The following is a 20,624-nucleotide window of genomic DNA, read 5'->3' on the forward strand; positions in this document are numbered from 1 at the left end:
CCGACAGGCATGCCGTTCGGGGATAAGCCGACTAACCGACAAGTACAACATACCTTACCTGTCCAGGTTAGGGCTAGCGCGCTCGCACCTCTTGTCCATCTCCTGCTGCCTTGCCATAGCGTTGTTCCCATCAGGCGGATCGAGGCAATGTTGACCAACCGCGCCGCCGGGCTCGATTTCGGCACCACCAACAGCGTCGTCGCACTGGTCGGGCCGGAGCAGCCGACACCCTATCTGCTGCCGCTCGATCCGATCGGCCATCGCGAGATCTTCCGCTCGGCGCTGTGTTTCTGGCAGGACGAGGTTGCGCGCGGCGGATTGATGGTCGAGGCGGGGCCGGCCGCGATCCGCGACTATCTCGACTATCCGGACGGCAGTCGTTTCCTGCAATCGTTCAAGTCGGTCGCCGCCAGCGCGTCGTTCGACAGTGCGCCGGTGTTCAACAAACGTTACCGCTTCGAGGAGCTGGGGCGATCGTTCCTCGACCGGCTCGCCGCGCATGCCGATGGCGCGCTGTCCTCGCTCGATCGGCTGATCGTCGGGCGGCCGGTGCGCTACACGGGCAGTCGGCCCGATCCGGCGCTGGCGCGCACCCGTTACGATGCGATGTTCGCCGGCCGCGCGGCCGAGGTGCATTACGTGTTCGAGCCTTTGGCGGCGGCGTTCAGCTACGCCACGCGGTTGAGCGAGCCCGCCACGCTGTTGGTCGCGGATTTCGGCGGCGGCACCAGCGATTTCTCGGTCGTGCGGGTGGAGCAGCCAGGCAGCGAGCGTCGCTGCGTCCCCCTCGGCCACGCGGGCGTCGGCATCGCGGGCGACCGGTTCGACTATCGCATCGTCGACCGGCTCGTGCTGCCATTCTTGGGTAAGGGCAGCAGCTATCGCTCGTTCGACAAGGTGCTGGACATACCCGGCGGCTATTTCGCCGATTTCGCCGATTGGTCGAAACTGGCGCTGATGCGCAATCGTCGCACCTTGGGCGAACTGGAGCGTTTGCAACGCAGCGCAGTCGATCCCGACGCGATCGGGCGCATGATCGCGCTGATCGAGCATGAGCAGGGCTTTCCGTTGTACGATGCAGTCGGTGCGCTGAAGCGGGCGCTATCGCAGGCCGAACGAGCGGAGTTCCGCTTCAACGGCGGCGGGGTCGACATCGCGACCTCGGTCACCCGCGCGGATTTCGAGCGCTGGATCGCCGACGACGTCGCGCGGATCGCGGGCGCGGTCGATGAAGCGTTGGTCGACGCGGGCGTGGACGCGGGCGCGATCGACCGGGTGTTCCTGACCGGCGGCACGTCGCTGGTGCCGGCGGTGCGGCGGTTGTTCGAGGACCGCTTCGGCCACGAGCGGATCGTGTCGGGTGGCGAGCTGACCTCGATCGCGCACGGGCTGGCGCTGATCGCGCAGGAGGAGGACGTGTCCGCCTGGACCGCGTGACACGCGCCGCCTTGTGCGCTTCCGAGCCGGAGAACGCCTGGATCAGCCCGGCGGCAGAGATACCGTCGCCATGAGCCCGCCGCCGGGCGCATCGCCTAGCGTCAGCGCTCCTCCGTATAATTCCGCCAGCTCTCGCACGATCGACAGTCCGAAGCCGTGACCGCTGCCGCGCTCGTCGAGGCGCGTGCCCGGCGTGGTCGCGCGTTCGCGATCCTGGGCGTCAATACCCTCACCATCGTCCGTGACGGTCAGCCACACGTGCCGGTCTTGAGCGTTCGCCGAGATACGCACCGTCGCGGCGGCGTGGCGTGCTGCATTGTCGATCAGGTTACCGGCCAGCTCGTCCAGATCCTGCGCGTCGATGCCCGCGACCAGATCGGGCGCGACGTCGACGGCGATCGCCACCCGTCCCATGTGCAAGGCGGTGATGGCGGCGGCGAGATCGTTCAGCGCCGGGGCGAGCGGCGTCACGGCGCGACGGTCGATCGCGGTCGCGCGCGCTCGGCCGAGATGATGGCGCAGCGTCGCGTCGATCCGCCCGAGTTGCGCCTGCGCCGCGCGATCGTCGGCGAGGTGAAGCGCGAGCGTGGACACCGGTGTCTTGAGCGCGTGCGCCAGGTTGGCAGCGGCGGCGCGCGCGCCGGCCAGTGCCGCCGCATTTTCGTCCGCCAGCGCGTTCAGCTCACGCGCGAGCGGACGCAATTCGTCGGGTACGTCTTCCGGCACCTGACCCGCACGTCCGCGGCGAATGGCCTCCACCGCGTGGCGTAGCGCACGCAACGGGCGCAGACCCAGGCGCAGCTGTATCAACGCGGCACCGCCCAGCGCGAAGCCTAGGATCGCCAGCGACGCGGCGAGCGGGGCCAAGGCGGCGAGCACCGGCCGGTCGATCTGCTCGCGGGGAACCGCAACGCTGACGCGGGTTGAACCGGTCAACGTCATCAGCGTGGACGCGAGACCATGGACGCGTTCGCCGGCTGGCATGCGCGCGTCGAACGGTTGCACGTCGTCCAGCGGTGCAGGTGTTGGCCCGGAATGGCCGCGCGGGGGTGCTGCGGGTCGCGCGAGGGCCGGGGCTTCCTCGCTGAGGTTCCCTGCGCCCAGCCGCACGCCGGCCGGCGTCTCGATTTGCCACGGCTCGTCGCGCGGGAAGCGCGCCGTCACGCGCGTGATCGCTGCCGGGTCGATCGTACCATCGCGGTGCACCGCACTCTCCAACGCGGCGAGCCGGTCGCGCAGGCGCGCGTCGACGCTCTGCGTGACGAAACGCTGCAACACGCCGCCGATCGCGACCCCGGCAAACACCAGCGCGACCAGCGTCGTCAGCAGCGACAAGGCGAACATCCGGCCGAACAACGATCCCGGCAGCAGCTTCACGCCAGCGCGCTCGCGGTCAGGCGATAACCGCGGCCGCGCACGGTCTCGATCAACGGTGCCCCCACCTTCTTGCGCAATCGGCCGACGATCACCTCCAGGCTATTCGATTCGACGTCCGCGTCGCCCTCGTACACCTGTTCGAGCAGGTCGAGGCGGTCGATCACCGCTTCCTTGCGCAGCATCAACGCCGACAGGATGCGCCACTCGAGCGCGGTCAGCTTCAGCGGCATGCCGTGCAGTTCGAACTGCCCGGTCTGCGCCTCGAACGCGAGCGGGCCGCACGCGATCCGCGCGGCGGCATGGCCGGCCGCCCGGCGTACCAAGGCGCGCAATCGCATGACCAGTTCCTCGATACGGAACGGCTTCACCAGGTAATCGTCGGCACCGGCCTTGAACCCGGCGACCTTGTCCGACCATGCCTCGCGCGCGGTCAGGATCAGCACCGGCAGGTCGCGCCCGGCGGCGCGCCATTCGCGCAGCACGCTGACGCCGTCTCGGTCGGGCAGGCCGAGGTCGATCACCGCGGCTGCGTAAGCCTCAGTCGCGCCCGCGTGACCGCCGTCGATGCCGTTGGTGAACAGGTCCACCGCGCATTGCTCGGCGCGCAACGCGCGGGCGATCTCAGGACCGAGGTCGGGATCATCCTCGATCAATAGAATACGCATGATGCCCGCTACCTCCGCCGAGTAAACTCAGGCTGAACGGGTGGGTTCAACGGTCGGGGGTGGCGACCGGACAGCGCGGCCGATGCGGCACGACACGAGGTCGCGATCGTTGGAGGCCCGACCGGGAATCGAACCCGGGTGCAAGGATTTGCAGTCCTCTGCGTCACCACTCCGCCATCGGGCCTCGACGTCGGGAGGCGCGCCAATGCGCGGCCTGGGGCGCCTGTGTCAAGCCTCGTGAGTGTTGGCGAGCGCGCGCGGGTTCGATACAGAACAGTTCAGAAGAAGTGTGTTGTCTTACTATGACAGCTATGGCACAGGAACCAGCGATGACCGCGACGATGCTCCGATCCGACGAACTCGAAACCATGCGTATCGCCATGGTCGCCAGCCAATTGCGCCCCAGCGGCGTCACCGACCCGCGCGTGATCACGGCAATGGCGGAAACGCCGCGCGAGCGGTTCATGCCGGCCGGCATGGGAGCGCTCGCTTACCGCGATTCGACGATCGACCTGGGGCAGGGTCGCCGCGCCAACACGCCGCTGGCGACCGCGCGCCTGCTGGTCGAGGCGCGGCTACGCGCGACCGACCGCGTGCTGCTGATCGGCGCGGCGATGGGCTATACCGCCGCGATTCTGGCGCAGATCGTCGCGGAGGTCGTGGCGGTGGAGAGCACGCCCGCGCTCGCTGCGGCGGCGCGCGCGAACCTGGCGGCGTTCTCCAACGTCCTCGTCGTCGAGGGCGCGTTGGAGAAGGGGCATGCCGCGGGTGCGCCCTACGACGTGCTGGTGATCGACGGCGCGGTCGAGCAGGTGCCGTCGACGCTTTACACCCAATTGGCAGAGCGCGGGCGCGCGGTCACCGGGCTGAACGACCGCGGCGTGTCGCGGCTGGCGGCGGGCGCGCGCGACGCCGACGTGCTCGGGCTGCTGCCGTTCGTCGATTACGACAGTGTGCCGCTGCCCGGTTTCGCGAAACCGCGTACCTTTACCTTCTGAGGACACCCCTTTGCGCGCCTTTCCGCTTCTGCTCGGGACGATTCTTGCCGGCACCAGTGTCGCATCCGCGTCGGCCGAGACGCTGCGGGAGGCGTTGTTCAAGGCGTATCAAACCAACCCGACGCTGACCGGTCAGCGCGCCGGTCAGCGCGCCGCCGACCAGCAGGTGCCGCTGGCACGCGCGGCGGGGCGCCCGACGGTGGCGACGACGGGCGGGTTGAACGAGAATTTCATTCGTGGCGGCAACAGCTTCACCAGCCCGGAGCGGTCGCTGAACGCCAGCATCGGCGTGACCGTGCCGGTGTATCAGGGCGGCGCGGTGCGCAATTCGGTGCGCGCGGCGGAAACGCGGATCGAGGCGGGGCAGCTGACCCTGCGCGGCACCGAGGCGCAATTGTTCACCGCCGTGGTCGGCGCGTACAACAATGTGCTGCGCGACGAGGCGATCGTCGGGCTGAACGCGCAGAACATTCGCGTGCTCGAAACCAACCTGCGCGCGACCCGCGACCGGTTCGAGGTCGGCGACCTGACGCGCACCGACGTGGCGCAATCGGAAGCGCGCCTGAGCCTCGCGCGCGGACAATATCAGACGGTGCAGGCGAACCTGATCGCCAGCCGCGAGAATTACGTCAGCCTGGTGGGTGCCGCACCGCAATCGCTCGAACAACCACCGGCGCTGCCCAACCTGCCCGCGTCACCCGACGCGGCGGTGCAGATGGCGCTGGAGGACAATCCGCAATTGCTCGCCGCCAGGCGATCGCGCGACGCGACCGATTACGACATCAGGGTCGCGCGGGCGAGCCGGCTGCCGCAGGTCGGCGTCACCGTCGGGCAGAATTACTCCAACTTCCTCGGCACGCTGGGCGCGGGTCAGGGGTATAACGGGACGCAATCGGGCACGTCGACTGCGGCGGGATTGTCGCTCAACGTGCCGTTGTTCCAGGCTGGCCGGCCGGCCGCGCTGATCCGACAGGCGCAGGAACTGCGCTCGCAGGCGATCGAGCAGGCTACGCAGACCGAGCGGCAGGTGATCGCGCAAACGCGCTCGGCCTATGCGGTGTGGCGCTCGTCGCTGGAGGTGATCGCGTCGGCCGAAGCCGCGGTGGCCGCCAACAAGCTGAGCCTGGAGGGGGTGCGCGCGGAGAATAGCGTCGGTACGCGCACCATCCTAGACATCCTGAATGCCGAACAGGAATTGCTCAACAGCCAGGTGACGTTGGTGACCGCGCGGCGCGACGCCTATGTCGCGGGCTTCGCGCTGCTCGCCGCGATGGGTGCAGCGGAGGCGCGCGATCTGGGGCTGGAAGGCGGGCCGCTCTACGATCCGGTCGCCAACTATCAACGCTATCGGGGCAGCTTGTCGGATTTCGACACGCGGATAGCCGAGGCGTCGCCGGCGCCGTCAACCGCCAAGGTGCCGGCGCAGAACGCGGTGGTCACGCGCCCGCTCGATCCGATGTTGCAGAGCAATGTTGACAGAAGCGCGCCATTAACCACAGGTGCAGACACGCGGCGCCCGTAACGGGGCGCCAAACGGGCGGGGCAAACGGGGTTACGATGGGCGACATGAGCGCGGAGCCGTCGATGGAGGACATTCTTTCCTCCATCAAGCGCATCATCGCGGAAGAAGGCGACACCAGCACGCCGCGGCATCGCCGCGTGCAGGGCCGCGCCGCACCGCTGCCAATGGGTCGCGACGAGGATGATGACGAGGACGAGGTGCTCGAACTGAGCGACCCGATCTCGCCACCGACACCGCCGCCGCCCGCACCGCCGCTGGTCGAGCCGCGACCCATACCGGCTGCGCGTGCTGCGCCGCCGCCACATTACGCGCCCGCTGCCGATCATCAAGACGCGCAGGCCGCGCACGTGTCCGCCGCCACCGTCGAGGCAACGCGCGGTGCGCTGGGCTCGCTGTCGCGTCTGCTGGTGAAGCCCGAGCCCGACAGCGACGGCACGCTCGAAGGATTGGTGCGCGAGATGCTGCGTCCGATGGTATCCGCCTGGCTCGACCGCAATCTACCGGGGATCGTCGAGCAACTGGTCGCACGCGAGATCGCGAAGATCACCGCGGGACAGTAGTTCGCGAACGTCAATGATGCGCGCGCGATTGTTTCACGCGCGACGATCTGCTTAACCGACGCGATGAAGAGGATCATCGCGGCGACCCTGCTCGCCACCGCTGTCACCGCCGTTCCTGCCGCTGCGCGCCAGTTGACGATCGCTGACGTGACGACCTTGTCGCGCGTCGGTTCGCCAACGATGTCGAAGGACGGACGCTGGCTGGTTTGGGCGCAGCGCGAAACCGATCTCGCCGCGGATCGCGGGCGCTACGATCTGTGGCGGCTCGACCTGTCGCAAACCGGCGCGATACCTCAGAAGCTCGCTGCCGACGCCAAGCTCGACGAGAACGATCCGCAGATCGTCGGCGCCACCGTCTATCTCACCGCCGACGACGCGATCTGGTCGGTGCCGGTGACGGGCGGCACGCCGCGGCGTCTGACCAACTTCAAGGGCGGTTTCAACGGCTACAAGGTCGCGCCGACCGGCGATCGCCTGGTCGTCTGGGCCGATCGCAAGCCTGGTGCGCCGAGCCTTGAGCCTGTGATGGAGAAGAAGGATACGCTTGCCGGATCGGCGCGCACATACGATCAGCTTTTCGTGCGCCACTGGGACAGCTGGGCCGACGGCACGCGCTCGCAGCTGTTCGTCCTGCCGCTGACGAGTGCCGGTGCGCCCGGCAACGGCGTGGCGATCCAAGGTACGCTGGTCGGCGACGCGCCGTCCAAGCCGTTCGGCGGCGCGGAGGAAGTGAGCTGGAGCGCGGACGGGCGCACCGTCTATTTCGCGCTGCGCGAGGCCGGGCGGATCGAGCCCTTGTCGACCAACCTCGACATCTTCGCGGCACCCGCCGACGGGTCAGCCGCGCCGACCAACCTGACTGCCGCCAACAAGGCCACCGACACGCAGCCGAGCGTCTCGCCAGATGGGCGCAAGCTCGCCTATCTCGCGATGCGCCGCCCCGCCTTCGAGGCCGACCGCTACGTGCTGACGATCCGCGATCTGGCGAGCGGCCAGACGGTGTCGCTGACCGAGCGCTGGGATCGTTCGGTCGGATCGATCGCCTGGGCGCTCGATTCGCGCAGTCTCTACGTCACTGCGGAGGACACGCAGGAGAACCCAGTGTGGCGCGTCGATGCGGCGAGCGGGCAAGTGACCCGATTGACGCAGGCGGGCAACGTCTCCGCGGTCGTCGTCGGCGCGCGCGGGGCGGTGGTCGCGATGAACAGCCTGACCGCGCCCGACGATTTCTACCGAGTCGCGGGTAGTCAGCCGCAGCGGCTGACCAGCGTCAATGCCGCCAAGCTCGCCGGTATTGACATGCCGACCGTCGACCGCTTCAGCTTCAAGGGCGCGAACAACGACACCGTGTGGGGCTATGCGGTCAAGCCGTACGGTGCGCCGGCGACGGGTGGGGGGAAGGTGCCGATCGCGTTCATGGTCCACGGCGGACCGCAGGGGTCGAGCAATAATAGTTGGTCATACCGCTGGAACCCGGCGGTGTTCGCGGGCGCCGGTTACGGGTTGGTCGCGGTCGATTTCCACGGCTCGACCGGGTACGGCCAAGCGTTTACCGACGCGATCAGCAATAATTGGGGCGGCTGGCCGCTCGAGGATCTGCAAAAGGGCTTGGCCGCCGCGACTGCCAGATATTCGTGGCTCGACGGCGACAATGCCTGCGCGCTCGGCGCGTCCTACGGCGGGTATATGATGAACTGGATCGAGGGACGCTGGCCCGATCGCTTCAAGTGCATCGTTCAGCACGACGGCGTCTTCGACGCCCGCGCGATGGCGTACGAAACCGAAGAGCTCTGGTTCGACGAGTGGGAGCATGGCGGCAAGGCGTATTTCGAAGACCCGCAGGCGTTCGAGCGCTGGAACCCGGTCAACTACGTCGACCGTTGGAAGACGCCGCAGCTCGTCATCACCGGCGAGAAGGACTTTCGCATCCCCTACACGCAAGGGATTGCCGCCTTCACCGCGCTTCAGCGCCGCAACATCCCCTCGCGGCTGGTCGTGTTCCCGAACGAGAACCATTGGGTGCTGAAGCCCAAGAACTCGCGGCAATGGTACGGCGAGGTGCTCGGCTGGATGGACCGCTGGACCAAGGGCCAGCGCTGACGCGTCAGGCCGCCGCAGGAGCAGCGTGGAGGCGCGGGAACAGCTCGCGCTCCGCCCAATCGAAGCGGCGTTGCAGGCGCGCCTGCAACGCCAGTACTGCCGCGACATAGGCCGGCCACTCGGCCTCGATCCGCGCCGGGGTCCAGGCGCGGATATGGGCGCTGTAATCGCGGAACAGCGCCAGCATCTCGTGCTCCGCGGCGCGGACGGTCGGGGGCAACAGGACCGCGCACGCCGCCGATCGTTCGGCGGGAATGTGGGCTGAGAAGATCTGCGAGAAGTCGACGCGACGCCGCAGCAGCGCGGCACGGATATCGGCTGGCTGGGCCGCCAGCACGGCCGCGTAATCGCGCATGATCGCGCGGAGGTGGTCGTGGTTGTCGCGCAGCGCGTCGGTGGGTCGATGTGCCTGTCTCACGCGGTCGGCGTTAGGTGATGGGTGTTAAGCAAGCGTGTGCAACGGCTTAGTGGCGGCGCGATGCGCGGCGGTCGGCTCGCGTCCGTCGCAGGCTTCTCACGCACGCCTGGGCTGGCTACACGCGGGCGCATGAGCGAACTTCCCCAGAACACGTTGCCCAAAACCTTCGACCCCGCCGCGATCGAGACGCGCTGGTACCAGCATTGGGAAGAGAAGGGCCTGTTCCGCCCCGACCGGCCGAACGCCGAGCCGTGGACAATCGTCAATCCGCCGCCCAACGTGACGGGCTCGCTCCACATCGGCCACGCGCTCGACAATACACTGCAGGACATACTCGCCCGCCACGCGCGGTTGAAGGGCAAGGATGCGCTCTGGGTCGTTGGCACCGACCACGCGGGCATTGCGACGCAGATGGTGGTCGAGCGGCAGATGAATGCCGCGGGACAGAAGCGCACCGATCTGTCGCGCGAACAGTTTGTCGAACGCGTGTGGGACTGGAAGGCGGAGAGCGGCGGCGAGATCACGCGGCAGCTGCGCCGGCTCGGCTGCTCGATGGATTGGGCCAACGAGCGCTTCACGATGGACGAGGGCTTCTCGAAGGCCGTGCTCAAGGTCTTCGTGGAGCTGCACCGCGAGGGCCTGCTCTACCGCGACAAAAGGCTGGTTAACTGGGACCCGGGTCTCGGCACCGCGATCAGCGACTTGGAGGTCGAGACGCGCGAGGTGCAGGGCAAGTTCTGGCACCTGCGTTACCCGCTGGAGGACGGATCGGGCTTCATCGAGGTCGCGACGACGCGGCCGGAGACGATGCTCGCAGACATGGCGGTCGCGGTTCACCCCGACGACGCGCGCTACACCGCGCTGATCGGACGCAACGTGCGCCTGCCGATCACCGGACGGCTGATCCCGATCATCGCCGACGAGCACGCCGACCCGGCACTCGGCTCGGGTGCGGTGAAAATCACGCCGGGGCACGACTTCAACGATTTCGAGGTCGGCCGTCGCGCTGGGATCGAGGCGCGCGACATGCTCAACATGCTGAATGCCAAGGCGTGCGTGACGCAGGTGGCCGACGGCAGCATTCCGGCCGAGTTCCTGGGACTGTCGACGGCCGAGGCGCGGGCGGCGGTGGTCGCACGGCTCAAGGGAGAGGGCGTGCTGGTCCCGCACGTCGACAAGGACGGCGCGGAACACGACGCCGAGCCGCGTACGATCCAGACGCCGTATGGCGATCGCTCGGGCGTGGTGATCGAGCCGTGGCTGACCGACCAATGGTACGTCGACGCGAAGACGCTCGCGCAGCCGGCGATCGAGGCAGTGCGATCGGGCAAGATCAAAATCGTGCCCAAGACGTGGGAAAAGACCTTCTTCAATTGGATGGAGAACATCCAGCCGTGGTGCGTCTCTCGGCAGCTCTGGTGGGGGCACCGCATTCCGGCGTGGTTCGCCGAGGACGGCCGCATCTTCGTTGCCGAGACCGCCGAGCAAGCGCAAGCGCAGGCAGGCGAGGGTGTCGCATTGCGTCAGGACGAGGACGTGCTCGACACGTGGTTCTCCTCCGCTCTGTGGCCGTTCGCGACGCTCGGCTGGCCCGAGGGTGAGGATCGCACGCTCGCGGGCCGCTATCCCAACGACGTGCTGATATCGGGCTTCGACATCCTGTTCTTCTGGGATGCGCGCATGATGATGCAGGGCATGCACTTCATGGGCGACGTGCCGTTCCGCACGCTCTACCTCCACGGCCTCGTCCGCGCGGCGGACGGCGCGAAGATGTCGAAGTCGAAGGGCAACACGGTTGATCCCTTGGGGCTGATCGACCGCTACGGCGCCGACGCGCTCCGCTTCTTCATGGCGGCGATGGAGAGCCAGGGCCGCGACATCAAGATGGATGAGAAGCGGGTCGAGGGGTACCGCAACTTCGCGACCAAGCTGTGGAACGCCAGCCGTTTCGCGCAAGGAAACGGCATCGGTGGCTCGACCACGCTCGACCCGCCGGTCGCGACGAACGCGGTCAACAAGTGGATCGTCGCGGAAGCGATCGCGACCGTGCAGGCGGTCGACCTGGCGCTAGCCGACTATCGCTTCGACGCCGCGGCGAATGCGATCTATCAATTCACCTGGAGCCGGTTCTGCGACTGGTATCTGGAGCTTATCAAGGGCGCGATCGACGATGAGACGAAGGCGGTCGCCGGCTGGGTGCTCGACCAGATCCTGGTGCTGCTCCACCCGTTCATGCCGTTCATTACCGAGGAATTGTGGCACGCGCTGGCGCCTCGCGAGCACGAGCTGATCGTCGCGCATTGGCCGATGGCCGACGCGCGCGCGCTTGATCCCGCGGCAGGCGCGCAGGTCTCGGGCCTGATCGAGTTGATCGAGGCGGTGCGCGCCGCCCGCGCCGAGTTGAACGTACCGCCGGGCGCGCGAATCGCGCTCCACACTGGTGCTAGCGCGATCCCCGCCGAAATCGTGCCCTATGTCGAGCGGCTCGCGCGCGTCATGGTGACCGCGGGCGAGGCGGAGGGCGCACGCGCGCCGATCCTGTGGGGGGCGGAAACGTTCGCGCTCGCGCTCGACGGCGTCATCGACTTGGACGCGGAGCGCGCGCGGCTCACCAAGTCGCTCGCCGCGGCCGAGAAGGACCGCGACGCACTCGCCGGCCGCCTGGGCAACCCGAGCTTCGTCGAGCGCGCGAAACCCGAGGCGGTGGAGAAGGCGAAGGCCGATCACGCCGAAAAGTCGGCCGACGCCGAGCGCTTCGCCGCCGCGCTCGCGCGGCTCGGGTGACCGTAGCGGGGCGCTTCCATCATCGGAGCGCCTCGCTGCACCGTTGCAACGCCGGCTACGGTCGGACGGAACGGATCGCCGCGACGAGGGTAGGGCAGCGGCATGGATGAAGCGACGCAACCGACGCAGCATGGGCCCCAGCGCGATCTAACCAACGGGCCGATCGGCACGACGCTGCTCGCCTTCGCGCTGCCGACGCTCGGCTCCAACGTGCTGCAATCGCTCAACGGATCGATCAACACGATCTGGGTCGGGCGCTTCCTGGGCGAGAATGCGCTGGCAGCGACCAGCAACGCCAACATCATCATGTTTCTGATGTTCGGCATGGTATTCGGTTTCGGCATGGCGGCGACGATCATCGTCGGACAGGCCTGGGGGCGGCGCGACCATGAAGCCGCCAAGCGCGCGTTCGGCTCCGCGATCGGGCTGGTGCTGGCCGGGTCGGTGGTGACGGGCGCGCTCGGCTGGATCTTCGCGCCCGAGATCCTCACCTTGCTCGCGACGCCGGGGGACGCCTATGCCGAGGCGCTGGCCTATTTGCGCGTGATCTTTCTCGGCTTGCCGGCCTCGATGCTGCTGGTGCTGATGTTCATGGGGCTGCGCGGGATCGGCGATTCGCTCACGCCCTTGTGGTTCATGGGACTGTCGGTGGTGCTCGATGCCGGGTTGAACCCGGTGTTCATCCTGGGCCTGGGTCCCGCTCCCGAGCTCGGCATCGCGGGGTCCGCGGCGGCGACGCTGATCGCCAATGTCGTCGCGTGCGCGGCGCTGGTGTTCTACATTTACCGGCGCGAACTGCCGCTGCGCCTGGTCGGCGAGGAGTTGCGCTATATCCTGCCGGAGCGCGAGCTGATCGGCACGATCGTGGGCAAGGGGCTGCCGATCGGCGCGCAGATGCTGGTGATCTCCGGTGCCGGGCTGGCGATGGTCGGCCTCGTCAACAGGAACGGCGTCGATACCACCGCCGCCTATGGCATCACGCAGCAACTGTGGACCTACATCCAGATGCCCGCGATGGCGATCGGCGCGGCGGCGAGCGCAATGGCGGCGCAGAATATCGGCGCGGGGCGGTGGGATCGCGTCGGCGCGATCACGCGCAGCGGCATCCTCTACAATCTGGCGATCACCGGTGCGATCATTGCGGTCGCGTTGCTCTTCGATCAACTGCTGCTGGCGCTGTTCGTCGCCGACGATTCGCATGTGCTGCGGATCGCGCAGCACATCAACACCGTTTCAACCTGGGGTTTCGTACTGTTCGGGGCCACCATGGTGCTGTTCGGCACCGTGCGCGCGAACGGTGCCGTGTGGGGACCGCTCGCCATCCTGTTCATTGCGATGTTTCCGGTGCGTTTGGGGGTCGCGCTCGCGCTGCGTCCGTCACTCGGTGCGGATGCCTTGTGGTGGAGCTTTCCGCTCGGCTCCGCGACCACGGTGCTGCTGGCGAGTCTTTACTATCTACACGGCGGCTGGCGGAAGGGCGGGCTGCTGGGGGCGGAGACGCGTTGCGAGGAGCGCAGTCACGCCGATGTCGAACCCGCTGGTTCGGTACGCCCGGCGAGCTGAGCGAGAAGGGTCAGCGCGGCACCATCACCTCGATCACGCCCGCCGCGATATGCGCCGTGACCGGAGTGTGCGCCAGCACCTCACCGTCGATCGAGATCGGCATGCCCGACGGGACCGTGTCGAGCCGCATGCTCTTGCCCGAGAAGGCCACGGTGTGTTCGTGACGTGCGTCGTGGCGGAAGAAGGAGGCCGCCCAATTCTTCACCAGATTGCGCTTGAACGGACCCTTTACCGCTTGCACCACGATCTCGCCTGAATCGACTTCGGCACCCTCCACCACCTCAGTGCCGCCGTGAAAGGGACCGTTGGAGATGCGCACCTCGACCGCCTTGATCCGTGCGGCGTCCTTCCCCTCGCCGACGATCAGCGTAAACGAGTGGAAGCGGAAATATTGCAGCACTGCCCAGCCGAGATAGCCGACCCGTCCGGCGACCTTTTTCAGCACGTGCGGCACGCTCTCGGCGATCTGCGGGCTAATGCCCATCGCCGCGCAATTGGCGTAATAATCGCCGTCGATCATGCCGAGGTCGATCCGGCGCGGCTCACCATCCGCCAGCACGCGCACCGCGCCGGCAATGTCGAGCGGCAGACCCAGCGAGCGCGAGAAGCTGTTGGCGGTGCCGAGTGGCAGCACGCCCAGGATGACGTCCTTGCCGACCAACAGATCGACCAGTCCGCTGATCGTTCCATCGCCACCGCCCAGGATGACCAAGTCCGGTTTCTTGGCGAGTGCGCGACGCACGGTGGCCTCCAGTTCGCTCGGATCGTCCACGGCGTGCGCGTCGACCGGGAAGGGCAGGTCGCCGACGAACGTGCACGCTTGCGCGAACAACTTCTGACCGCGGCGCGACTTGGCGTTCACGATCATGGCGGCGGACGCGATGCGCGGGTGTGTCATGCCGCTCGAACGCTCGACCATCGATTTCGCCGCCGTAACGCTCCGTCCGGGTCAAATACTTGCACGGTCGAGGCGCAGGGCCGACATGCGCGCTCATGCATGCTGCCTATCCCGCGCTCCGCCTTCGCCGCACCCGCGCCTCCACCTGGAGCCGCCGCCTCCATGCCGAGAACGTGCTCACGCCGGCCGACCTGATCTGGCCGTTGTTCGTCACCGAAGGGGAGAGTGTAGAGGAGCCGATCGCGACGCTGCCCGGCGTCTCGCGCTGGTCGGTCGACCTGATCGTAGAGCGCGCGCGCGAGGCACGCGATCTCGGCATCGCTTGCCTGGCATTGTTCCCCAACACGCAACCCGAACGCCGCAGCGACGACGGCGGGGAGGCGCTGAACCCCGACAATCTGATGTGCCGCGCGATCCGCGCGATCAAGCAGGCGGTGCCCGACATCGGCATCCTGACCGACGTCGCGCTCGATCCGTACACCGCGCACGGTCACGACGGGATCGTCGACGATGCCGGATACGTGCTCAACGACCGCACGATCGAGGTGCTGATCGGCCAATCGCTCAACCAGGCCGCGGCCGGCGCCGACATCATCGCGCCGTCGGACATGATGGACGGGCGCGTCGGACTGATCCGCGACGCGCTGGAAGCGGAGGGGCATGTCAACGTCCAGATCATGGCCTATGCCGCCAAATACGCCTCGGCCTTCTACGGTCCGTTCCGCGACGCGGTCGGCAGTCGTGGGCTGCTCAAGGGCGACAAGAAAACCTATCAGATGGACCCGGCGAACCGCGAAGAAGCGCTGCGCGAGGTGGCGCTCGACTTGGCGGAGGGCGCCGACAGCGTGATGGTCAAGCCCGGCCTGCCGTACCTCGACATCGTGCGTGAGGTGAAGGACGCGTTCGCGGTTCCCGTCTTCGCTTACCAGGTGTCGGGCGAGTATGCGATGATCGAGGCGGCGGTCGCGGTCGGAGCGGCCGATCGCGACGCGATGGCGCTGGAAACGCTGTTGGCGTTCAAGCGAGCGGGCTGTTCGGGCGTGCTGACCTACCACGCGCTCCACGCCGCGCGGTTGCTGGCGGGGTAACGGTGCCCATGCGCGGCAGATGATGGCAGCAGGAAGGCGTTCATGATCGAGACGGAACGACTGATCCTGCGTCCGCCGACGACCGCAGACCGCGCTGCGCTCCACGCGATCTGGAGCGATCCGCTGGTGATGGCCGACCTCGGTTCGGTCAAGTCGGCGGCCGACAGCGACGCGACGCTCGCGCGACACGCAAACTACGGTGACGGACTTGGCTTCCACGCGGTGGTGCGCCGCAGCGACGACGCCGTGATCGGCTTTTGTGGATTAAAGCCCGGTGCGCCCGCCACGCCGATCGCGGGTGAGATCGAAGCCGGATGGATCATTGCGCGCACCGCCTGGCGGCAGGGTTTCGCGTTGGAGGCGATGCGGGGGGTGCTCGCTTGGGGCTGGGCGAATACGCGCGCCGCGCGGGTGGTGGCAATCACCGCGCGGCGCAACGCCAAGAGCCGCGCGATGATGGAGCGGCTCGGCATGTACCACCTGCCGGACCTCGACTTTCTCCATCCGCAATTCACCGTCGACGATCCACTCGCCGACGTGGTCACCTACGCGCTGCCACGTCCCTGACCCGGTCCGCGCTATTGCGCTGCCGGTTACCAATCCGCACTAACGCCCATCATCACATCAGGCCGCGGCTCGGCCCCGAGAGGCACGCATGACCCTTCCTGCTGCGCGCGCGTCGCGCCGGCTGTTCGTCGCGACGATCCTGACGGGCTCGTTCCTGTTGTTCCTGGTGCAGCCGATGATCGCGCGGATCGCACTGCCGCGGCTCGGTGGTGCGCCGGCGGTGTGGAACTCGGCGATGCTGATGTATCAGGCGCTGCTGCTGGGTGGTTACGGCTACGCGCACCTGTTGGGTCGGTTGACGCCGCGCGTGCAGAGCGGCGTGCACCTGGCCGTTCTGCTCGTTGCCGCCGTGTTTCTGCCGATCGGCCTCAACGACCGCGTGCTGCCCGCCGGGGCCGAGCCGGCACTGTGGGTCCCCTGGCTGTTCGCCATCTCGATCGGCCCGCTGTTCTTCGCGGTGTCGGCGCAGGCGCCGCTGGTGCAGCGCTGGTTCGCGCTCGCGCGACCGGGCGAGGACCCCTACGCCCTCTACGCCGCGTCGAACGTCGGCAGCTTCGCAGGGTTGATCGCCTTTCCGCTGCTGGTCGAGCCATTGCTGCCGGTCACCGATCAGCGCTGGCTGTGGAGTGCCGGCTACGTCGTGCTGGTTGGCTTGGTCGTACTGTGCGTGCGCCTGTTGCCCGCTGCGCGCGTGCAGGCCGATGTCGTCGTGGCCGAGCATGCGCCGCGCGACTTTGGAAGGTCGCCGGGCGTCAAACGGTGGCTGACCTGGGTCGTGCTCGGCCTCGTTCCCTCCGGACTGATGCTGGCGACCAGCACGTTCATCAGCACCGACCTGCTCGCGATGCCGCTGCTGTGGGTGCTGCCGCTCGCGCTCTACCTGCTGAGCTTCTCGGTCGCGTTCGCCGCCAATCGCATGCTCGCCGACGCCATCACGCGCTACGCGCCGGTGACGATAGTCGTGTTCGGCGCCATCCTGATGGGCGGCGTCACCTCCGCCGCGCTGCTCGCGGTTGGGGTCGCGTTGATGGTGCTGTCCGTCGCGTCGGTGTCGCTGCACACGCGATTGTACCGTTTGCGCCCGGCCCCGGCGCATCTCACCAGCTTCTATCTTGCCATGTCGGCCGGTGGCGCGCTGGGCGGGGTGTTCGCCGGCCTGGTGGCGCCGGTGATCTTCGATTGGACGTGGGAGTATCCGATCCTAATCCTGGCGACAGGCGCATTGATGCCGCAGACCTTTCTCGCACAGCAGATCGCGCGATTGTGGCTGACGCCCAAATACCGCCTGGTCGCGTTGGTGATCTATCTGATCGTTCTGGGGTCGTTGTTCGTGCTCGCGATCGAACCGATCATGGCCGATCGTGCGAATCCGTACCTGCTGCCGACCTTCGTCGCGATCGCCCTGCTCGGGATCGCCGCGATCGGAGCGCGGCTGCCCTACATAATGGTGCTCGCCTCCGGCCTCGCGTTGTTCGGCGGCCTGCAAGCGCTCACCTTGTCGCTCAAGAGCGGCGCGCGCGTCCGCAGCTATTTCGGGGTCTATACGCTGGCGGAGGCGCCGCGGCGTCGGATGCTGATCCACGGCACGACCGTCCACGGCGTCCAGTTGGCGGGCAATCCGACGCGTGAGCGGACGCCGACTACCTATTACGTCGCCGCATCGGGCGTGGGTCGCGTCATGACGCTGACGCCGGCGCTATACGGTCCGGCGGCGCGGGTCGGCGTCGTGGGGCTCGGCACCGGAACACTCGCCTGCTATCGCCAACCTGGGCAGCGCTGGCGCTTCTACGAGATCGATCCGGCGATGGTTGGTGTTGCGCGCGACACGTATTTCACCTTTCTCGCGCGCTGTGCGCCACGCGCGCCGATCGTGATCGGCGACGCGCGTTTGTCGCTGGAGCGTCAGGGTACCGACACGCTCGACGTGCTGGCGCTCGATGCCTTCTCGTCCGACGCGGTGCCGATGCATCTGCTGACGCTCGAAGCCTTCAACACCTACGGTCGTGTGCTCTCGTCGCGCGGAACGCTCGTGGTGCACATCTCCAATCGCTACCTCAACCTGATCCCGGTGGTCGCGGCGGCGGCGCGGGCGCGTGGCTGGCAGGCCGCCATCCTCAACTACACGCCCGACGCCTTCGAGGATGAGGCATCCAAATCGGCCTGGATCGCGATGACGCGCGACCCGGCGGTGTTCGACGCGATCCGGCAGCGCGGCGGCGCCTGGGCGACCATCCGTCCGCGGCCCGGCTTTCGCGCCTGGACCGACGATTACGGGACGATCTTGCCGCTGCTGCGCTTCTGACGCGGCTCAGGCCGGCGCGAGCGAGCCGGCGAGCGCATCGATTCGGCGCGTCTGTGCCGCGCTGGTGGCGCGCGCCTCGACCAACGCTGCTTCGAGCGAAGGATAAGCGGGCTGCAGTGCCTGCGCGCGCGACGCGGCCGCATCCTCCAGCACGCCCAGCGCATCTTGGTGCCGCGCGCGCAAGGCATCGAGTTCTGCGATCGCGGTCTGCGCATTCAGCCACGGGTCGCTGCCCGCCTTTGATCCCCGTGCGGCGCGCACCAGCCGGTCGGCACGCGCGGCACCTGCGTCGAACCCGCGCACAGCGGCGGCACGCTCCCGCGCATTGTCCGCGATCCGCGCGTCGAGCGCCGGATCGGCGACCACCGCCACCGGCGGCGGCGCGGGCGGCTCGGCGAACCCCAGCTTCTCCGCCGGGCGCGGCGCGAGCGACGGGTAGGGCCCCTCCGTCACCGCGCAGGCGCCGGTCAGCAGAGGGGCGGTCAACAGGGCCGCGATCAGCAGCGGCGAGGAGGATGGCAGGCGGCTCGACATGAAGCCTGCGATAAATTCTCCAACAAAATCGCGCAACGCACTTGCGCGGTTCGAAAAGCCCTCGTATCAGCGCGCCTCCACAGGGCGCCCGTAGCTCAGCTGGATAGAGCATCAGACTACGAATCTGAGGGTCGGACGTTCGAATCGTTCCGGGCGCACCACTTTCCTCACAGGGGAAAGTAGGTTGGACAAACCATCCGCGGGGTGGACGAAGCCGGGTCAGCAATGACCTGGCTTTTTCGTGTCCGGTGTTCGTGAATCGTGCGATCGGCTCAGTTGGTCGCGCTATGCTCCACCGCTTCGATGATCTTCGCGCCCGCCATGAACACCGCCACCGTGCAGGCGGCGAATAGCACCCAGCCCTGCGCTCCGGGATATTGCGCGCGGTAGTGCATGCCGCGCTCCACCGCGCCGGTGCCCAGGCCGTAAATGACGAGGAAGGCCTCGAACTTGGTCTTGATGACAAACAGGCGTGCGATGCGGCTCCACATGCACGTCATTACGCATTTTCCGCGCCAGCGGCGGATTTGCGCCATTTCGGCGTTACCGTAGATGGTTACCTGTCAGTTAATTCGACAAGGTCGAGTGTGTGCAGCAGGGCATGACGCGCCTGCTCGACATGCGCGACCAGCGTAGCCTGTCCGATGTGATCGGGTGCGATCTCCTCGGGCCACTGCGCGCGCACGACGGCGGCGATGCGGTCGAGCTGGCGATCGTCAACTAGGAAACGCGGGTCGATCGTAGCCGGATCGCAGGCGACGCGCAGCCGCAGGCACGCCGGACCGCCGCCGTTCGCCATCGATTCGCGAACGTCGACCACCTCCACCGCGCGAATCGGACCGTTGCCGGCGACGTGGCGCTCGACCCAGGCCCATGCGGCCGGACAGTCGCGTACCTCCTGGGGGACGATCAGCGTCTGCCCGCGCGCCGGCGTGCTCACCAGTTGCGCGTTGAACAGGTAGGAGCCGATCGCGTCAGCCAGGCTCACCTCGGCCGCCGGCACCTCGACGATCTCGACCTCGGGCATGATCGTCCGAAGCCTCGCGTAGAAGGTGTCGCGATCGGCGAAGGCCTGTTCATGCGCGAACAAGGTGCGCTCGTTGGCGACCGCGACGACGTCGTTGTGGAACGCGCCGGCGGCGATCGCCTCGGGTGACTGCTCCACGAACAAGGTACGCGCGGGATCGAGCCGGTGGGCGCGCGCGATCGCCCGGCTCGCCTCGACGTGCTGGCGCGCGGGGAAGCGGCCGCCCGCCTCGCCGTAGACGAAGATCTCGACACCCGGCGCATCATGGCCCGCGCACAGCCGCATGTGGTTGGCGGCACCCTCGTCGCCGAAGGGTGCGGGCACGGGCGCGTGGACGCGAAAACCATCGTGCGCGAAGGCGAGGCGGAGTTGCGCGAGCGTGTTCGGCCACTCGTGGCTGCGATGCGGCATGGTCACCAGATTGGCGACGCTCAGGTGGCAGCGCGCATCGTCGCAGTCAGGCGCGGGTGAGACGGTTGCCGCATTGGCCGCCCACATCGCCGACGCCGACAGCGCGCGTGCCTGAAGGTGCGGCGCCGCGGACGGATAGTCGGTGTGCAAGCGCGCCAGCCATTCATGGTCGGGCCGCGGGTGCGGCAGCAGCACGCCTTGGGTCAGCCCGAGCGCGAGATTGGCGCGCATCTTGGCAATGCCCTGAAGCGCCGCCGCGCGCGGGCGCGCGATCGCGCCCGCATTGTGCGTGGCGGCGAGATTGCCCGGGCTCAGCCCCGCGTAATTGTGCGTCGGGCCGATGATGCCGTCGAAGTTGATCTCGGTGATCATC

General features: G+C 67.9%; 17 protein-coding genes and 2 tRNA genes. 11 read left to right on the forward strand and 8 right to left on the reverse strand.

Annotated features, from left to right (window positions below):
• Positions 1-147: 147 nt before the first annotated feature.
• Positions 148-1,437, forward strand: coding sequence for an Hsp70 family protein (locus HRV97_RS04040; protein ID WP_174192358.1), 1,290 nt, complete (start codon positions 148-150; stop codon positions 1,435-1,437).
• 42 nt (positions 1,438-1,479) lie between these two features.
• Here the strand turns inward: HRV97_RS04040 and HRV97_RS04045 are convergent, their stop codons facing one another.
• The 3 genes from HRV97_RS04045 to HRV97_RS04055 all read right to left on the reverse strand — a co-directional run bounded on the left by HRV97_RS04045 (position 1,480) and on the right by HRV97_RS04055 (position 3,663).
• Positions 1,480-2,814 carry an ATP-binding protein gene (locus tag HRV97_RS04045; protein WP_343044422.1) on the reverse strand — a complete coding sequence of 445 codons (1,335 nt, stop codon included), beginning with the start codon at positions 2,812-2,814 and terminating at the stop codon, positions 1,480-1,482.
• Positions 2,811-3,479, reverse strand: coding sequence for a response regulator (locus tag HRV97_RS04050; protein WP_174192359.1), 669 nt, complete (start codon positions 3,477-3,479; stop codon positions 2,811-2,813). Before HRV97_RS04050 ends, HRV97_RS04045 begins: the two co-directional genes overlap by 4 nt.
• A gap of 110 nt (positions 3,480-3,589) precedes the next feature.
• Positions 3,590-3,663 (reverse strand) — tRNA-Cys (locus HRV97_RS04055).
• 145 nt (positions 3,664-3,808) lie between these two features.
• Here HRV97_RS04055 and HRV97_RS04060 point away from each other — a divergent pair.
• The 4 genes from HRV97_RS04060 to HRV97_RS04075 all read left to right on the forward strand — a co-directional run bounded on the left by HRV97_RS04060 (position 3,809) and on the right by HRV97_RS04075 (position 8,659).
• Positions 3,809-4,477, forward strand: a complete 669-nt coding sequence (locus HRV97_RS04060) for a protein-L-isoaspartate O-methyltransferase family protein (RefSeq protein ID WP_174192360.1) — start codon at positions 3,809-3,811, stop codon at positions 4,475-4,477.
• Positions 4,478-4,487: 10 nt separating this feature from the next.
• Positions 4,488-5,999, forward strand: a complete 1,512-nt coding sequence (locus HRV97_RS04065; RefSeq protein WP_174192361.1) for a TolC family outer membrane protein — start codon at positions 4,488-4,490, stop codon at positions 5,997-5,999.
• A 35-nt stretch (positions 6,000-6,034) separates the two neighbouring features.
• On the forward strand, positions 6,035-6,559 hold the full coding sequence (locus HRV97_RS04070; protein WP_174192362.1) for a DUF2497 domain-containing protein: 525 nt from the start codon (positions 6,035-6,037) through the stop codon (positions 6,557-6,559).
• A 63-nt stretch (positions 6,560-6,622) separates the two neighbouring features.
• Positions 6,623-8,659 carry a S9 family peptidase gene (locus HRV97_RS04075; RefSeq protein WP_174192363.1) on the forward strand — a complete coding sequence of 679 codons (2,037 nt, stop codon included), beginning with the start codon at positions 6,623-6,625 and terminating at the stop codon, positions 8,657-8,659.
• Between the two features lie 4 nt (positions 8,660-8,663).
• Here HRV97_RS04075 and HRV97_RS04080 read toward each other — a convergent pair whose 3' ends face one another.
• On the reverse strand, positions 8,664-9,077 hold the full coding sequence (locus HRV97_RS04080; protein ID WP_174192364.1) for a hypothetical protein: 414 nt from the start codon (positions 9,075-9,077) through the stop codon (positions 8,664-8,666).
• A 129-nt stretch (positions 9,078-9,206) separates the two neighbouring features.
• Between HRV97_RS04080 and HRV97_RS04085 the strand changes: the two genes are divergently transcribed.
• A complete protein-coding gene (locus tag HRV97_RS04085; protein ID WP_174192365.1) occupies positions 9,207-11,861 on the forward strand; it encodes a valine--tRNA ligase in 2,655 nt (884 codons plus the stop codon).
• 102 nt (positions 11,862-11,963) lie between these two features.
• A complete protein-coding gene (locus tag HRV97_RS04090; protein ID WP_174192366.1) occupies positions 11,964-13,424 on the forward strand; it encodes an MATE family efflux transporter in 1,461 nt (486 codons plus the stop codon).
• Between the two features lie 10 nt (positions 13,425-13,434).
• Here HRV97_RS04090 and HRV97_RS04095 read toward each other — a convergent pair whose 3' ends face one another.
• Positions 13,435-14,343, reverse strand: a complete 909-nt coding sequence (locus HRV97_RS04095; protein ID WP_246248502.1) for a diacylglycerol/lipid kinase family protein — start codon at positions 14,341-14,343, stop codon at positions 13,435-13,437.
• A gap of 74 nt (positions 14,344-14,417) precedes the next feature.
• On the opposite strand from HRV97_RS04095, the gene hemB reads away from it, so the two are divergent.
• The 3 genes from hemB (at position 14,418) to HRV97_RS04110 (ending at position 18,279) form a co-directional block, all read left to right on the forward strand.
• A complete protein-coding gene (gene hemB, locus HRV97_RS04100) occupies positions 14,418-15,410 on the forward strand; it encodes a porphobilinogen synthase (RefSeq protein WP_174192367.1) in 993 nt (330 codons plus the stop codon).
• Between the two features lie 42 nt (positions 15,411-15,452).
• Positions 15,453-15,977, forward strand: a complete 525-nt coding sequence (locus HRV97_RS04105) for a GNAT family N-acetyltransferase (RefSeq protein ID WP_174192368.1) — start codon at positions 15,453-15,455, stop codon at positions 15,975-15,977.
• Positions 15,978-16,065: 88 nt separating this feature from the next.
• The gene (locus HRV97_RS04110; protein ID WP_174192369.1) at positions 16,066-18,279 is read left to right on the forward strand and encodes a hypothetical protein; all 2,214 of its coding nucleotides are present in this window, start codon (positions 16,066-16,068) and stop codon (positions 18,277-18,279) included.
• Positions 18,280-18,285: 6 nt separating this feature from the next.
• Here the strand turns inward: HRV97_RS04110 and HRV97_RS04115 are convergent, their stop codons facing one another.
• Complete coding sequence (locus HRV97_RS04115) at positions 18,286-18,813, reverse strand: hypothetical protein (protein WP_174192370.1); 528 nt, start codon at positions 18,811-18,813, stop codon at positions 18,286-18,288.
• 84 nt (positions 18,814-18,897) lie between these two features.
• On the opposite strand from HRV97_RS04115, the gene HRV97_RS04120 reads away from it, so the two are divergent.
• Positions 18,898-18,974 (forward strand) — tRNA-Arg (locus tag HRV97_RS04120).
• Between the two features lie 111 nt (positions 18,975-19,085).
• On the opposite strand, the gene HRV97_RS04125 is transcribed toward HRV97_RS04120, so the two are convergent.
• A complete protein-coding gene (locus HRV97_RS04125) occupies positions 19,086-19,304 on the reverse strand; it encodes a hypothetical protein (RefSeq protein WP_174192730.1) in 219 nt (72 codons plus the stop codon).
• A 65-nt stretch (positions 19,305-19,369) separates the two neighbouring features.
• Positions 19,370-20,623 (reverse strand): N-succinylarginine dihydrolase, encoded by a 1,254-nt coding sequence (locus HRV97_RS04130; protein ID WP_174192371.1) that lies wholly within the window; start codon positions 20,621-20,623, stop codon positions 19,370-19,372.
• Between the last annotated feature and the right edge of the window lies 1 nt (position 20,624).

The sequence above is a fragment of the Sphingomonas hominis genome, from assembly GCF_013328205.1.
Taxonomy (GTDB): domain Bacteria; phylum Pseudomonadota; class Alphaproteobacteria; order Sphingomonadales; family Sphingomonadaceae; genus Sphingomonas; species Sphingomonas hominis.

Excerpts from the sequence above, each read along its gene's own strand:
- HRV97_RS04050 (WP_174192359.1), bottom strand. The coding sequence starts at position 3,479 with ATGCGTATTCTATTGATCGAGGATGATCCCGACCTCGGTCCTGAGATC.
- HRV97_RS04110 (WP_174192369.1), top strand. The coding sequence starts at position 16,066 with ATGACCCTTCCTGCTGCGCGCGCGTCGCGCCGGCTGTTCGTCGCGACG.
- HRV97_RS04090 (WP_174192366.1), top strand. The coding sequence starts at position 11,964 with ATGGATGAAGCGACGCAACCGACGCAGCATGGGCCCCAGCGCGATCTA.
- HRV97_RS04070 (WP_174192362.1), top strand. The coding sequence starts at position 6,035 with ATGGGCGACATGAGCGCGGAGCCGTCGATGGAGGACATTCTTTCCTCC.
- HRV97_RS04095 (WP_246248502.1), bottom strand. The coding sequence starts at position 14,343 with ATGGTCGAGCGTTCGAGCGGCATGACACACCCGCGCATCGCGTCCGCC.
- HRV97_RS04060 (WP_174192360.1), top strand. The coding sequence starts at position 3,809 with ATGACCGCGACGATGCTCCGATCCGACGAACTCGAAACCATGCGTATC.
- HRV97_RS04040 (WP_174192358.1), top strand. The coding sequence starts at position 148 with ATGTTGACCAACCGCGCCGCCGGGCTCGATTTCGGCACCACCAACAGC.
- HRV97_RS04075 (WP_174192363.1), top strand. The coding sequence starts at position 6,623 with ATGAAGAGGATCATCGCGGCGACCCTGCTCGCCACCGCTGTCACCGCC.
- HRV97_RS04115 (WP_174192370.1), bottom strand. The coding sequence starts at position 18,813 with ATGTCGAGCCGCCTGCCATCCTCCTCGCCGCTGCTGATCGCGGCCCTG.
- hemB (WP_174192367.1), top strand. The coding sequence starts at position 14,418 with ATGCATGCTGCCTATCCCGCGCTCCGCCTTCGCCGCACCCGCGCCTCC.
- HRV97_RS04130 (WP_174192371.1), bottom strand. The coding sequence starts at position 20,623 with ATGATCACCGAGATCAACTTCGACGGCATCATCGGCCCGACGCACAAT.
- HRV97_RS04125 (WP_174192730.1), bottom strand. The coding sequence starts at position 19,304 with ATGTGGAGCCGCATCGCACGCCTGTTTGTCATCAAGACCAAGTTCGAG.
- HRV97_RS04105 (WP_174192368.1), top strand. The coding sequence starts at position 15,453 with ATGATCGAGACGGAACGACTGATCCTGCGTCCGCCGACGACCGCAGAC.
- HRV97_RS04085 (WP_174192365.1), top strand. The coding sequence starts at position 9,207 with ATGAGCGAACTTCCCCAGAACACGTTGCCCAAAACCTTCGACCCCGCC.